This is a genomic window from Pseudomonas sp. B21-053 (assembly GCF_026016365.1).
GTDB lineage: Bacteria > Pseudomonadota > Gammaproteobacteria > Pseudomonadales > Pseudomonadaceae > Aquipseudomonas > Aquipseudomonas nunensis.
Map to the genome: position 1 here is coordinate 1,868,604 of NZ_CP087205.1, position 13,480 is coordinate 1,882,083.

The following is a 13,480-nucleotide window of genomic DNA, read 5'->3' on the forward strand; positions in this document are numbered from 1 at the left end:
CAGAACACACACCGCCAGAAGCGGTTTTTCGAGGGGTCAGGGTATGAGTAATCAAGCGACGAATGCAAAAGGTTCTGAAGATCCGATCCTGCAATGGGTAACCTTCAAACTGGACAATGAAACCTACGGCATCAACGTGATGCGCGTTCAGGAAGTCCTGCGTTACACCGAAATCGCCCCGGTCCCGGGTGCCCCGAGCTACGTGCTGGGCATCATCAACCTGCGCGGCAATGTGGTCACCGTGATCGACACCCGTCAGCGCTTCGGCCTGATGAACGCCGAGATCAGCGACAACACCCGTATCGTCATCATCGAAGCCGACAAACAAGTCGTCGGGATCATGGTCGATAGCGTCGCCGAAGTGGTTTACCTGCGTCAGTCGGAAATCGAGACCGCGCCGAACGTCGGTAACGAAGAATCCGCCAAGTTCATTCAGGGCGTCTGCAACAAGAACAACGAACTCCTCATCCTGGTCGAACTCGACAAGATGATGAGCGAAGAAGAATGGTCGGATCTGGAGAACATCTGATTGATTCTTGAGGTTGCTGTCATTGTCCTGTTCCTGTTTTGGGCAGGCACGCTGGCGATGTTCCTGGCGTACATCCGCGGTCAGCGACTGATCGCGGCGCAACAGGCCGAGGGTGATGCGCTGCGCGATCAGCGCATCAAGGACCTGGCCAAGCGCGTCGACAATTACCAGAGCGGCAATGTGCGCATGGGTGAAGACCTGCACGAACTGCGCGCGGTGGTTTCGCCGTTGCCGGAAAAACTGGCGCAGCTGGAACAACGCGACCCGTCGAGCCTGTCGTTTGCCCAGGCGGCGCGATTGGTGGGCATGGGCGCCACCGTTGATGAACTGACTCAGTCTTGCGGGTTGACCCAGGCTGAGGCGGAGTTGATGCGCAAGTTGCACAAGAACTGAGAAAGATCAAAAGATCGCAGCCTCGTTTTACTCGACAGCTCCTACAGGGTGTACGCAATCCCAATGTAGGAGCTGTCGAGTGAAACGAGGCTGCGATCTTTTGCATTCAACACACATCAATAATCATCCCCGCGATCAGTAACATCCTTCTCGACCATTGGCGCATTCGGATCCTGTCCCTCAGGAAACTTGCCCTTCAGGTTCCACGCAAACGCAATAATCTCCGCAATCGTGCGGTACAACTCTTCCGGAATACTGTCCCCCAACTCCATCTTCGCCAGCAGCCTCACCAGCTCGGGGTTTTCGTAGATCGGTACTTCGCATTCGCGAGCAATCTTCAGAATGGCTTCAGCCAGTTCTTCGTCGCCCTTGGCGGTGAGGGTCGGGGCGTGGCTGCCGTCGTATTTGAGGGCGATGGCCTGGCGTGGGGCGTTGGGGTTTCTCATGCGGTTTCGTCGACCCAGCGTTGTTCGAGGCGGGTTTGCGCGCCTTGGGGAGGTGTGCCGAGGTGGCAATCCAGATCGCCGACGTTCAGGCCGGACGCCAGCAAGCGCTCGCGCAGGGCTGACAGATTGCTTTCGATCAGGCTCGCGGTGTACGGCCGTTCGGCCCATAGCTGACTGGACAGACTGCCCTGTATCAGCTGCGCCTGAACTTGCAGCGGGCCGAGGGGTTCCATGTCGAACGCCAACTCGACTCGCCACAGTTGCTGTTTCGGTTCGCGCTCTTCGCGGCGTTCGTTTTGCTGCTGTTTTTCCGGGGCTTCTTCGCGCTGGAACTTGACCTGCAACGGCACGATGTCTTGCAGGTTGCGCATCGGGATTTCCAGCTGCCAAGTGCTCATCAGCCGGCCATCGTCGGTGACGCCGGTTTGTTCCAGGCTCGACAGTTGATGGCTTTGCAGGCGCGAAACCGCCGCAGCGGCCAGGCGCAATAAATGCTCAAGATCGCCTTCACCGTCCTGGCTCTGCAACAGCCGGTCGGGCAGCGGAAAACTGGTGGGTGACGGCTTGGCGCTGACCTGGCCGAGCATGCCCAACGCGCTGCGCACAAAACTCGGCATCGCCTGGGCCAGGGTGTTGGCGGCGATGACGGCACCGAGATTGGTGTTGGGCGGGGTCAGTTGCGCGATCAGTTTGAGCAGGTCGGCTTTCATGTCCGGGGCCAGCGTCGGGGTCTGGCCGGTCAGCAATTTCGTTTCGAGGAACAGGCCGCTGTTGGCCAACGCCAGGGCCAGGCCCTTGGGTGTACTCAGTTGTTGCACGTCTGGAAGGCCAGCGAGCAATTTGTTCACCGCGGCTTGCAGGTCGGCGGAGGTCTCATCGGACTGCGGCAGGTTCTGCAAGGCGCTGAGCAAGCCGTCCAGCGAACCCTGGCGGCTCTGCTGGGTGGTCAGTTGCTGCGAGACCGCCAACTGGTCCTGGCGATTGCTCAGCGGCAGGAATTTCAACGTCTGCGTGTCCTGCACCAAGGCGCTCAACAACGTGCCGATGCGCAGCGGTTGCGGGCTGTCGATGGTCAAGGTGCTACCGCTCAGCGCGGTGTTGAGCAGGCTCACCATTGAACGAAAAACGGTCGGTTGCCCCGGCGTCTGCGGCAATACCTGCGAGGTCAGCACTTTGCCTTGCAGCAACGTGCCGACCGGCAGTTGCGCGGTGTCGATGCGGGTGAGGGTGGCGACGCTGGAGGCAATCGCCTGTTGCACCGTAATCGCCAGGTTGCTGGCGGACGGCTGAGTAATCGCCAGGTTGGTGCCGGTGGGCAGCGGTTGCGTGCTGGTGGCCTGGACCGTGGTCTGGCGGCCGCCATCGACGGTGACCTTGAGCAACAGTTGAAAAGTCTGATCCGACTGCTTCAGCGACAGCACCTCGGCGCTGGCCGTCTGGCCGGCGCTGATCAGGCCCTCCATCGGCGTCAGCAGCTTGAGCAAGTCGCCACTGACCACCATCGGGCGCGTGGCCGTCTGCGTGGTCTGGGGGACCGGGAGGATGTTCATTTCGCCTGTCATACGCGGTCACAACCTTCGGAAAATGCGCTCTTTAGAGTAAGGCATGGCATGTATAATGCCGCCCGTCTTTGAGAGAGCGGTGAAAACATTGCAATTGTTTTGACGCAGCTCTCTAAAACCGGCCGCCAATGCATCTATGCTGCATCTCTTTAGCGGCCGCGCCACTGCCGACTTGAACCGCCGACCTGAAACGTAAAGGCCCAGTGATCTCTTGACCAGTCCAGTCCTTCAAACCGTTGCCCTCGCCTGTGAGCGAGACCTTCGGCTGCTCTTCGAAAATCTCGAATTGAGACTGTCCAGTGGCGAAATGGTGCAGATCAGCGGGCCGAATGGCAGCGGCAAGACCAGTTTATTGCGCTTGTTGTCCGGGTTGATGCAACCGACCGCCGGTCAAGTGTTGCTCAATGGCCAGCCGCTGAACGAGCAACGCAGCGAACTGGCGCGCAACCTGCTGTGGATCGGGCATGCCGCCGGGATCAAGGATTTGCTGACCCCGGAAGAAAACCTTAGCTGGCTCTGCGCCTTGCACCAGCCGGCGAGCCACGAAGCGATCTGGCAAGCCCTGGCCGCTGTCGGGCTGCGCGGTTTCGAGGATGTGCCTTGCCACACCTTGTCCGCCGGCCAGCAACGTCGTGTGGCGCTGGCACGGCTTTACCTCGACAGTCCACCGCTGTGGATCCTCGACGAACCTTTCACCGCGCTCGATAAGCAGGGCGTGGCGCAACTCGAAGAACACCTGGCCGGCCACTGCGAGCGGGGCGGCATGGTGATTCTGACCACTCACCACACACTGAGCCGCATACCGGCCGGCTATCGCGACATTGATCTGGGGAACTGGGCCGTATGAGTGTTTTCGGCCTATTGGTCGCCCGTGAGGCTCGCTTGTTGTTTCGCCGTCCGGCAGAGCTGGCCAATCCGCTGGTATTCTTCGCCATCGTGGTGTCGTTGTTCCCGCTGGCCGTCGGACCCGAGTCTCAATTGTTGCAAACCTTGTCTCCGGGACTGGTCTGGGTGGCGGCACTTTTATCGGTCCTGCTCTCGCTGGACGGGCTCTTCCGCAGTGATTTCGAAGATGGATCGCTCGAACAGTGGGTCCTTTCGCCGCACCCCCTGGCTCTTCTGGTTTTGGCCAAGGTACTGGCACACTGGGCCTTCTCCGGCCTGGCACTGGTTTTGCTCGCGCCACTGCTGGCGTTGATGCTCGGTTTGCCTGCCGCTTGTCTGCCGGTGTTGCTGCTTTCGTTATTGCTGGGTACACCGGTGCTGAGCCTGCTCGGTGCGGTGGGCGCGGCCCTGACGGTCGGATTGAAACGCGGCGGTCTGTTGTTGGCGCTGCTGATTCTGCCGCTGTACATCCCGGTGTTGATTCTTGGCAGTGGCGCCCTGCAGGCCGCACTCCAAGGCATGCCGGCGACCGGTTATCTCTTGTGGCTTGGTAGCCTGACCGCCCTGGCGATAACCCTGACACCTTTTGCAATAGCTGCTGGCCTGAAGATCAGCGTCGGCGAATAATGAGGTCTGGTTAAAATTTAACCAGTAAAGACCCTTGGCTCTTCACAGCGAAGAGCAACCGTGATGGAAACAGTAATGAACTGGACCTGGTTTCATAAGCTCGGCTCACCCAAATGGTTTTATGGCATCAGTGGCAAACTGCTGCCGTGGCTGAGCGTCGCGGCGTTGCTGCTGATTAGCGTCGGTGTGGTCTGGGGCCTGGCCTTTGCGCCACCGGACTACCAGCAAGGCAACAGCTTTCGCATCATCTATATCCACGTTCCGGCCGCCATGCTGGCCCAGTCCTGCTATGTGATGCTGGCGGTGTGCGGCGTGGTCGGGCTGGTGTGGAAGATGAAACTGGCCGACGTCGCCCTGCAATGCGCGGCGCCGATTGGTGCCTGGATGACCGCCGTGGCGCTGGTCACCGGCGCGATCTGGGGCAAACCGACCTGGGGCTCGTGGTGGGTGTGGGATGCGCGACTTACGTCCATGCTTATTCTGCTGTTCCTGTACTTCGGTCTCATTGCACTGGGCAACGCCATCAGCAATCGTGATAGCGCGGCCAAGGCCTGCGCGGTGCTGGCGATTGTCGGCGTGATCAACATCCCGATCATCAAGTACTCGGTGGAGTGGTGGAACACCCTGCACCAGGGCGCGACGTTCACCCTCACCGAAAAACCGGCGATGCCTGCCGAGATGTGGCTGCCGCTGCTGCTGACGGTGCTGGGTTTCTACTGTTTCTTCGGCGCGGTGCTGTTGCTGCGCATGCGCCTTGAAGTGCTCAAGCGCGAAGCCCGGGCGAGCTGGGTTAAAGCTGAAGTGCAGAACAGTCTGGAGGCCGTTCGATGAGTTTTGCTTCATTCGGCGACTTCCTCGCCATGGGCCATCATGCCCTGTATGTCTGGTCAGCCTACGGCATCTGCCTGGCAGTGCTGGTCCTCAACGTGGCGGCGCCGATCCTGGCCCGCAAGCGGTATCTGCAACAAGAGGCGCGTCGTTTGCGCCGGGAGAACGGCAAGTGAATCCGCTGCGCAAAAAGCGTCTTATCATCATTCTCGCGATCCTGGTCGGTGTCGGCGCAGCCGTCGGCCTGGCCCTGAGCGCCCTGCAGCAGAACATCAATCTGTTTTATACCCCGACCCAGATCGCCAACGGCGAAGCGCCGCAAGACACGCGCATCCGCGCCGGCGGCATGGTCGAGAAGGGCTCGCTGCAACGCTCCGGTGATTCCCTGGACGTGAAATTCATCGTCACCGACTTCAACAAATCCGTGACCATCAGCTATCGCGGCATCCTCCCGGACCTGTTCCGCGAAGGGCAGGGCATTGTCGCCCTGGGCAAACTCAACGCTGACGGCGTGGTGGTGGCCGATGAAGTGCTGGCCAAGCACGACGAGAAATACATGCCGCCCGAAGTGACCAAGGCCCTGAAAGACAGCGGTCAGTCGGCGCCTACTCAAGCCAAGGAGGGTTGATGATGACCTCTGCACTGTTTATTCCCGAATTGGGCCAGTTGGCCATGATTCTCGCGTTGTGTTTCGCGCTGGTTCAGGCCGTGGTCCCGCTAATGGGCGCCTGGCGTGGCGATCGTTTGTGGATGAGCCTGGCGCAACCGGCGGCCTGGGGGCAGTTCGCCTTCTTGGTGTTTGCCTTCGGTTGCCTGACCTACGCCTTCATGACCGATGATTTCTCGGTCGCTTATGTGGCCAGCAACTCCAACAGCGCATTGCCGTGGTACTACAAGTTCAGCGCAGTGTGGGGCGCCCACGAAGGGTCGTTGCTGCTGTGGGCCTTGATCCTCGGCGGCTGGACCTTTGCGGTGTCGGTGTTCTCCCGGCAGTTGCCGCAAGTCATGCTCGCCCGCGTCCTCGCGGTGATGGGCATGATCAGCACCGGTTTCCTGATGTTCCTGATCCTGACCTCGAACCCGTTCGCGCGGATCCTGCCGCAGATCCCGGCGGACGGTCGCGACCTCAATCCATTGCTGCAAGACATCGGCCTGATCGTGCATCCGCCGATGCTGTACATGGGTTATGTCGGTTTCTCCGTGGCTTTCGCCTTCGCCATTGCCGCGCTGCTGGGCGGTCGACTTGATGCCGCGTGGGCACGCTGGTCGCGTCCGTGGACCATCGTCGCCTGGGCCTTCCTCGGTATCGGCATCACCTTGGGCTCATGGTGGGCGTACTACGAACTCGGCTGGGGCGGCTGGTGGTTCTGGGACCCGGTGGAAAACGCGTCCTTCATGCCTTGGCTGGTCGGCACAGCGCTGATTCACTCGTTGGCCGTTACGGAAAAACGTGGCGTGTTCAAGAGCTGGACCGTGTTGCTGGCCATCGCGGCGTTCTCGTTGAGCCTGCTCGGGACCTTCCTCGTGCGTTCCGGCGTGTTGACCTCGGTGCACGCGTTTGCCTCCGATCCTGAGCGCGGTGTGTTCATCCTGATCTTCCTGCTGTTTGTGGTCGGCGGTTCGCTGACGCTGTTCGCCCTGCGCGCGCCAGTGGTCAAGAGCCATGTCGGCTTCAACCTCTGGTCCCGGGAAACCCTGTTGCTGGGTAATAACCTGGTGCTGGTGGTGGCAGCGTCGATGATCCTGCTCGGTACCCTGTATCCGCTGATCCTTGATGCAATGACCGGCGCCAAGCTGTCCGTCGGCCCGCCGTACTTCAACGCGCTGTTCATTCCGTTGATGGCGTTGCTGATGGTGGTGATGGCGGTCGGCATGCTAGTACGCTGGAAAGACACGCCGGTCAAATGGCTGGTGGGCATGCTGACCCCGGTATTGCTCGGCAGCGCCGCGCTGGCCGTGGTGGCCGGCGTCGCTTACGGCGATTTCAACTGGGCAGTGATCGCGACGTTCATGCTCGCTGCGTGGGTGTTGCTGGCCGGCGTGCGCGACATCCTCGACAAGACCCGCCACAAAGGCCTGATCAAAGGCCTGCCGAGCCTGACCCGCAGCTATTGGGGCATGCAGGTTGCGCATTTGGGCATCGCCGTTTGCGCCCTCGGGGTCGTGTTGTCGAGCCAGAACAGTGCCGAGCGCGACTTGCGCCTGGCGCCGGGCGAGTCCATGGACCTGGCCGGTTATCACTTCATTTTCGAAGGCGCCAAGCACTTCGAAGGGCCGAACTTTACCTCCGACAAGGGCACCGTGCGGGTCATCCGCGACGGCAAGGAAGTCAGCGTGCTGCACCCGGAAAAACGTCTCTACACCGTGCAGAACTCGGTGATGACCGAAGCCGGGATCGATGCCGGCTTCACCCGTGATATCTACGTCGCCCTCGGCGAACCGCTGGGCGATGGCGCCTGGGCTGTGCGCGTGCACGTCAAACCGTTCGTGCGCTGGATCTGGTTCGGCGGCTTGCTCACCGGTTTCGGCGGGTTGCTGGCGGCACTGGATCGACGTTATCGAGTCAAGGTGAAAAGCCGCGTGCGTGAAGCGCTCGGCATGACGGGAGCCACTGCATGAGACGTTGGTTGATGCTGTTGCCACTGGCGATTTTTCTGGTGGTGGCTGTTTTCCTGTATCGCGGGTTGTACCTGGACCCGGCCGAGTTGCCTTCGGCGATGATCGGCAAGCCGTTCCCGGAGTTTTCCCTGCCAGCGGTGCAGGGCGACAAGACCCTGACCAAGGCCGACATCCTCGGCAAACCGGCGCTGGTCAACGTCTGGGGCACCTGGTGCATTTCATGCCGGGTCGAGCACCCGGTGTTGAACAAGCTGGCCGAGAAGGGCGTGGTGATCTACGGCATCAACTACAAGGACGTCAACGCCGACGCCTTGAAGTGGCTGGTGGAATTCCATAACCCGTATCAACTGGATATCCGCGACGACGAAGGCACCCTGGGCCTGAACCTCGGTGTGTACGGCGCGCCGGAAACCTTCTTCATCGACGCCAAGGGCATCATCCGCGACAAGTATGTCGGCGTGATCGACGAGCAAGTCTGGCGCGAAAAACTGGCGGCCAAGTATCAGGCGCTGGTCGACGAGGCCAAGCCATGAAGCGCTGGATCGCCGCCGCTGTATTGGGCTTGAGCATGGCCGGCGTGGCGCACGCGGCCATCGATACCTACGAATTCGCCAAAGAAGGCGACCGCGAGCGTTTCCGCGAGCTGACCAAAGAGCTGCGCTGCCCCAAGTGCCAGAATCAGGACATTGCCGATTCCAACGCACCGATTGCCGCCGACCTGCGCAAAGAGATTTTCCGCATGCTCGGCGAGGGCAAGGACAACCAGCAGATCATCGATTTCATGGTCGATCGCTACGGTGATTTCGTCCGCTACAAACCCGCTCTGAACGCCAAGACAGCCTTGCTCTGGTTCGGCCCCGCCGGCCTGTTGCTGGGCGGCTTCGTGGTTATCGCCGTGATCGTCCGCCGTCGTCGCGTGCAACGCGCTGACACCCCGGACACGCTTTCTGCCGAGGAGCGTGAGCGCCTCGACCACCTGTTGGAAAAAAACCAAGAATGATTGATTTCTGGCTCGCTGCAGGTCTGCTACTTCTGGTTGCCCTGAGTTTTCTGTTGATCCCGGTTTTGCGCGTTCGTCGCGCTCAACTCGAAGAGGATCGTACTGCCCTGAACGTCGCGCTGTATCAAGAGCGCGTGGCTGAGTTGCAGACTCAGCAGGAAGAGGGCGTGCTCGACGCCGCGCAAATGGACAGCGGTCGTGCCGAAGCGGCGCGTGAGTTGCTGGCCGACACCGAAGGCGTTGCCGCGCCGCGCGTGTCCCGCCTGGGTAAATCGTTGCCGTTGCTGGCCGCAATCCTGGTGCCGGTGTTGGGCCTTGGCCTGTACCTGCATTTCGGTGCTAGCGATAAAGTCGAACTGACCCGGGAATTCTCCCAGGCACCGCAGTCGATGGAAGAAATGACCCATCGCCTGGAGCGTGCGGTTGCGGCTCAGCCGGATTCGGCGGAAGGCTTGTACTTCCTCGGTCGCACGTACATGGCTCAGGATCGTCCGGCTGACGCAGCGAAGATTTTCGAGCGCACGGTGAACCTTGCCGGTCGCCAACCGGAACTGCTCGGCCAGTGGGCTCAGGCCCAGTACTTCGCCGATGGCAAGAAGTGGTCGGACAAGATCCAGGCCCTGACTGACGAAGCGCTGAAAGCCGATCCGAAAGAAGTCACCAGCCTTGGCCTGCTTGGCATCGCCGCGTTTGAAGCCCAGCGCTATCAGGACGCCATCGACTACTGGAATCGCCTGCTGGCGCAACTGCCGCCGGACGACAATTCCCGTGGCGCACTGCAAGGCGGGATTGCGCGGGCCACCGAGAAGCTCGAAGCCAGCGGTGGCAAAGTTGTCCAGGCGCCAGCCGTGAAGGGCGCGTTGCTCAAGGTGCGTGTGGAGCTGGCGGCCGACCTGAAAGGCAAGGTGCAACCGGGTGACAGCGTATTCATCTTCGCCCGTGCCACCTCCGGTCCTCCGGCACCATTGGCGGCCAAACGCCTGACCGTGGCTGACCTGCCGGCCACCGTCGAACTGGGCGATGCCGATGCAATGATGCCGCAGTTGAAACTGTCGAACTTCCCTGAAGTCCAACTGGTTGCGCGCATCTCCCGCGCCGGCCAACCGACTGCCGGCGAATGGATCGGTCGCAGCCAGCCCCTGGCCAGCAGCACCACTGCGCAGCAGCAACTGACCATCGACAGCCCGGATAAATAACAGGAAGCGCCTACATGACCGCCATCGCTCGTATCACCCTGCTCAGTCTCGTCCTGGGGTTAAGCGCTTGTGCGGTCCAACGGCCACCGCAACAGACCCTGCCGCCGATCCCGCCGTCGCAACCCAGCCCGACGCCGTCCCCGACGCCAACGCCGAGCAAGCCAAGCATCCCGGCCAAACCCGCCAAACCGCTGCCTCGCACCTCCGCCAGCTTCGCCCCGCCACCGGGTGGCAACAGCCATTGGGATGCGAAGATGGGCGTCTACGTCCTCGATGACCAACCCAACACCTTCTACCGTCAGCGCACCTACTACCGCTGGAACAACGGCTGGAGCCGCTCCATCAGCCCGAACGGCCCGTGGGAAGACACCGACATCCACGGCGTGCCGGGTGGGTTGGGCAGACAGTTTGGGGAATGAATAAGAACGGCGATCTTCGGATCGCCGTTTTACTGTCTGAAATACGAAAAGATCCAGCGCACTGGGACATCAAAGAATGGTGCGGTAGGTGGTCAGCGTCTCGACTGACCGAACCAAGCCTTGTCGTGACAGAAGGTCGAGATAGGTACTGACATCCATCGGCGGCATTTTCAGTTGTTTGCGTTGCCGTTGGGCTGCACCGACAACGGCTGCCGGGTCCAGATCAAAGAGGTTGTCGACGAACTCGTCAGGGTGCTGCGCCTCCACTCCAAAAGGCTCCAGCGATGTGCAGGGGAAGTCTTTCTGGTTGAAGGTCACGATGACGCTGGCATTGCAGCGAATGGCGGCTGCCAGGACATGGCGGTCATTCATGTCCGGCAGCGTTAGTCCTTCAATCAGGTCTTCGTATCCAGAGACATTGGCGTCGGGGATGGCTTGATCCATTAACTCGGAGGTTCGATCCAGTTGTTCCGTGGTCAGGTCTGGACGGTTCTTCAACAGATTGCGCTTCCATTCGTTGTGTATCTCCAGTGACCATCGCGCCCTGAAACGTCCCGAGAGCGCGAGCCACATCAGGAAGTCTCTCAAAGGGGCAGGGTACAAAACACATGCGTCATATACAGCGGTAAACGGGGAGTGCCTCACTCGTATCCTGTCCTTAACGCTTGTGCTTGCTCGGCGAGAAGCGTCATTGCTTGCTCGCTGGCGGTGTCGCGCCGGTTTTTATAATCCATCAAATCGGCAAAGCGCACACGTCGGTGCTTGCCTGTTTTGTGGTAGGACAACTCGCCGGACTCCAGCAGTTTGATGAGGTGCGGACGTGAGACGTTGAGCAGGTCTGCTGCTTCCTGGGTGGTCAATTCCGCGTGAACCGGGACGACTTTGACGGCATTGCCTTCTGCTAATGCGGCCAGGATGTCGACCAGCAATCGCAGGGCTGAAGTCGGTAGCTCGACATTGTGAGCTTCATTTTGTTCGTCGAAAATCTGGATGCGTTGGGTTTCGAATTGCGTCGCGAGATACGCAGAGAGCGCGCGTTGACCTTCGATGGCAGCTTGAACTTCGCGGGCTATGGGCAGGTTGATCGGTGGATGGATGACTAAAGACATGATGGTTTCCAACATTCTGAGTATCGATGCTGGAAGGCTATTCGAATCAAACGAAAATCGCAATAAACGAAACTGAAGCGTGTTTAAGACTCTTTTGCCAGCAGCGCCTGAACGTAATCCACAAACGCCCGCGCCTTCGCACTGGCCATCCTTCCCGTCGGAAACACCGCCCACAGGTCCTGATTCGGCAACTCCCAATCGCTCATCACTTCCACGACTGCAGCACTGGCGAGTTCCGGCGCAAACATCCACTCGGACGCCATGGTCAGCCCCAGATGAGCCAGCACTGATTCACGCAGGCCTTCGGCGGCGTTGACGCGGATGCGGCCGCTGATGATCACCGGGTGTTCTTCGTCGCCTTGCTTGAAGGGCCAATTCGCGCCGCCGCCCAAACTGTAAACAACGGCTTGATGTTTAGTCAGATCGGCAGGGCAGGCCGGTTTGCCGTGTTTGTGGAAATACTGCGGTGTGCCCAGCACCACGCGCCGGCACTCGGCGATCTTGCGGGCGGTGAGGCCGGAGTCGCTCAAAGCGCCCATGCGCAGGGCCACATCGACGCCTTCTTCCACCAGATTGATATTGCGGTCATTGAGCATCAGGTCGATGTTCAGTTCAGGGTTCTGTTCGAGAAACGGCCCCAGGTGCGGGACGATGTGCAACCGGCCGAAGGTCACGGCGGCGCAGATCCGCAAGTTGCCGGTCAGCCCGCTGGCGGCACCGCGAGCGGCGTTGTCGGCCTCGTCGGCTTCTTCGATGGCGCGTTTGGCCCGGTCAAAGAAAGCCAGCCCGGCTTCGGTGGGGGTCAGGCCACGGGTCGAGCGCAACAGCAATCGCACGGCGAGACGGGTTTCCAGTTGCGCGATGGTTTTCGACACGGCGGGCTGGCCGATATTCAGACGCCGGGCCGCCGCGGAAAACGAACCGGTTTCCACCACGTAGACGAAGGTTTCCATTGCGCCGAGGCGGTCCATCTTGAGTCCTTGTGCAAATGTGGTGACTGTCATAAATCTAATGTGGGAGCGAGCCTGCTCGCGAAGGCGACATGTCATTCAACATCTATGGCGGCTGTCAGACCGCTTTCGCGAGCAGGCTCGCTCCCACAGGGGATTTATGTGATCTGAAAAAAACCATCAAAACGCCGCTTTGCCTACCGAAGCACCACCATCGACAAACAACGTCTGCCCGGTAATAAACCCGCTTTGCTCGGACAACAGAAAGGCAATCGCCGAAGCGATTTCTTCCGGTTGCCCTAACCGACCCATCGGTACGCTAGCCAGATAACGTGCTTCACCTTCGCTGCCGATCGGATTGTTCTCGCGGAACAGCTCCGTCTCCGTCGGGCCGGGTGCCACGGCGTTGACCGTGATCCCGGTTTGCGCCAGTTCCAGCGCCCAGGATCGGGTGAAGCTGACCAGCGCCGCTTTCGCCGCCGCATACGCCGTGCGCTGGGTGATCCCGAGCACCGTCAGGCTGGAAATGTTCACCACTCGGCCCCAGCCTTTGGCGCGCATGTTCGGCAGCAGCGTTTGGGTTGCTTGCAGGGCCGAGTGCAGGTTGACCCGCATCACATCGTCAAAGGTGTCGAGGTCGATTTCCCCCAACACCTGCGGTCGGACCAGGCCGACGTTGTTCACCAGCCCATCGAACTCGTACTGGCTGGCCAGATCGGCCAATACTTCCCGGGTCAGCGTCCGGTCGCTCAGGTCGAGTGGAAACAGCGTGCCGGGAAACGACAGGTCGGGTGTCCGGGCAATCCCGACCACGCGATGACCGGCACGGTCCAAGTGCTCGGCCACGGCACGACCAATGCCTTTGCTGGCGCCGGTGATGAGAAACGTACGTCGGGTCATGACAACTCCTATCAGGA

The 13,480-nt window shown here is 60.5% G+C and carries 18 protein-coding genes; 12 read left to right on the forward strand and 6 right to left on the reverse strand.

Translation table 11 applies throughout. The features are described from left to right. Nucleotides 1–43: 43 nt before the first annotated feature. Both LOY68_RS08525 and LOY68_RS08530 read left to right on the forward strand, forming a co-directional pair. The gene (locus LOY68_RS08525; protein WP_008155806.1) at nt 44–529 is read left to right on the forward strand and encodes a chemotaxis protein CheW; all 486 of its coding nucleotides are present in this window, start codon (nt 44–46) and stop codon (nt 527–529) included. Further along, a complete protein-coding gene (locus LOY68_RS08530; protein ID WP_163909077.1) occupies nt 530–922 on the forward strand; it encodes a DUF2802 domain-containing protein in 393 nt (130 codons plus the stop codon). It abuts the gene before it with no gap. A gap of 116 nt (nt 923–1,038) precedes the next feature. Here LOY68_RS08530 and LOY68_RS08535 read toward each other — a convergent pair whose 3' ends face one another. Both LOY68_RS08535 and LOY68_RS08540 read right to left on the reverse strand, forming a co-directional pair. After that, the gene (locus tag LOY68_RS08535) at nt 1,039–1,368 is read right to left on the reverse strand and encodes an EscU/YscU/HrcU family type III secretion system export apparatus switch protein (protein WP_265044125.1); all 330 of its coding nucleotides are present in this window, start codon (nt 1,366–1,368) and stop codon (nt 1,039–1,041) included. Beyond that, entirely contained in the window at nt 1,365–2,930 is a 1,566-nt protein-coding gene (locus LOY68_RS08540; protein WP_265044126.1) for a flagellar hook-length control protein FliK, read from the reverse strand. The genes LOY68_RS08535 and LOY68_RS08540 overlap by 4 nt, the downstream gene beginning before the upstream one ends. A 211-nt stretch (nt 2,931–3,141) precedes the next feature. On the opposite strand from LOY68_RS08540, the gene ccmA reads away from it, so the two are divergent. The 10 genes from ccmA (at nt 3,142) to LOY68_RS08590 (ending at nt 10,504) form a co-directional block, all read left to right on the forward strand. Next, on the forward strand, nt 3,142–3,777 hold the full coding sequence (ccmA, locus tag LOY68_RS08545) for a cytochrome c biogenesis heme-transporting ATPase CcmA (protein WP_163909080.1): 636 nt from the start codon (nt 3,142–3,144) through the stop codon (nt 3,775–3,777). Then, nucleotides 3,774–4,442 carry a heme exporter protein CcmB gene (gene ccmB / locus LOY68_RS08550; RefSeq protein WP_007980754.1) on the forward strand — a complete coding sequence of 223 codons (669 nt, stop codon included), beginning with the start codon at nt 3,774–3,776 and terminating at the stop codon, nt 4,440–4,442. The genes ccmA and ccmB overlap by 4 nt, the downstream gene beginning before the upstream one ends. 75 nt (nt 4,443–4,517) lie before the next feature. Continuing rightward, nucleotides 4,518–5,273 carry a heme ABC transporter permease gene (locus LOY68_RS08555; protein ID WP_054049385.1) on the forward strand — a complete coding sequence of 252 codons (756 nt, stop codon included), beginning with the start codon at nt 4,518–4,520 and terminating at the stop codon, nt 5,271–5,273. Beyond that, the gene (gene ccmD / locus LOY68_RS08560) at nt 5,270–5,446 is read left to right on the forward strand and encodes a heme exporter protein CcmD (protein WP_027922383.1); all 177 of its coding nucleotides are present in this window, start codon (nt 5,270–5,272) and stop codon (nt 5,444–5,446) included. The genes LOY68_RS08555 and ccmD overlap by 4 nt, the downstream gene beginning before the upstream one ends. Further along, nucleotides 5,443–5,898: a cytochrome c maturation protein CcmE gene (ccmE, locus tag LOY68_RS08565; protein WP_054615744.1), complete on the forward strand. Its 456-nt coding sequence runs from the start codon at nt 5,443–5,445 to the stop codon at nt 5,896–5,898. The genes ccmD and ccmE overlap by 4 nt, the downstream gene beginning before the upstream one ends. A 2-nt stretch (nt 5,899–5,900) precedes the next feature. Then, nucleotides 5,901–7,889 carry a heme lyase CcmF/NrfE family subunit gene (locus LOY68_RS08570; protein WP_054049389.1) on the forward strand — a complete coding sequence of 663 codons (1,989 nt, stop codon included), beginning with the start codon at nt 5,901–5,903 and terminating at the stop codon, nt 7,887–7,889. Next, nucleotides 7,886–8,422, forward strand: a complete 537-nt coding sequence (locus tag LOY68_RS08575) for a DsbE family thiol:disulfide interchange protein (protein WP_054615743.1) — start codon at nt 7,886–7,888, stop codon at nt 8,420–8,422. The genes LOY68_RS08570 and LOY68_RS08575 overlap by 4 nt, the downstream gene beginning before the upstream one ends. Then, nucleotides 8,419–8,889, forward strand: coding sequence for a cytochrome c-type biogenesis protein (locus LOY68_RS08580; protein ID WP_054049393.1), 471 nt, complete (start codon nt 8,419–8,421; stop codon nt 8,887–8,889). Before LOY68_RS08575 ends, LOY68_RS08580 begins: the two co-directional genes overlap by 4 nt. Then, nucleotides 8,886–10,085, forward strand: coding sequence for a c-type cytochrome biogenesis protein CcmI (ccmI, locus tag LOY68_RS08585; protein WP_265044127.1), 1,200 nt, complete (start codon nt 8,886–8,888; stop codon nt 10,083–10,085). The genes LOY68_RS08580 and ccmI overlap by 4 nt, the downstream gene beginning before the upstream one ends. Before the next feature lie 14 nt (nt 10,086–10,099). After that, a complete protein-coding gene (locus tag LOY68_RS08590; RefSeq protein WP_265044128.1) occupies nt 10,100–10,504 on the forward strand; it encodes a hypothetical protein in 405 nt (134 codons plus the stop codon). Nucleotides 10,505–10,573: 69 nt separating this feature from the next. Here the strand turns inward: LOY68_RS08590 and LOY68_RS08595 are convergent, their stop codons facing one another. From LOY68_RS08595 to LOY68_RS08610, 4 genes are all read right to left on the reverse strand, one after another. Continuing rightward, a complete protein-coding gene (locus tag LOY68_RS08595) occupies nt 10,574–11,149 on the reverse strand; it encodes a PIN domain-containing protein (protein WP_265044129.1) in 576 nt (191 codons plus the stop codon). After that, a complete protein-coding gene (locus tag LOY68_RS08600) occupies nt 11,146–11,613 on the reverse strand; it encodes a helix-turn-helix domain-containing protein (protein WP_054049618.1) in 468 nt (155 codons plus the stop codon). The genes LOY68_RS08595 and LOY68_RS08600 overlap by 4 nt, the downstream gene beginning before the upstream one ends. An 83-nt stretch (nt 11,614–11,696) precedes the next feature. Continuing rightward, the gene (locus LOY68_RS08605) at nt 11,697–12,584 is read right to left on the reverse strand and encodes a LysR family transcriptional regulator (RefSeq protein ID WP_265044130.1); all 888 of its coding nucleotides are present in this window, start codon (nt 12,582–12,584) and stop codon (nt 11,697–11,699) included. Nucleotides 12,585–12,743: 159 nt separating this feature from the next. Then, nucleotides 12,744–13,463 carry an SDR family oxidoreductase gene (locus tag LOY68_RS08610; RefSeq protein WP_265044131.1) on the reverse strand — a complete coding sequence of 240 codons (720 nt, stop codon included), beginning with the start codon at nt 13,461–13,463 and terminating at the stop codon, nt 12,744–12,746. Between the last annotated feature and the right edge of the window lie 17 nt (nt 13,464–13,480).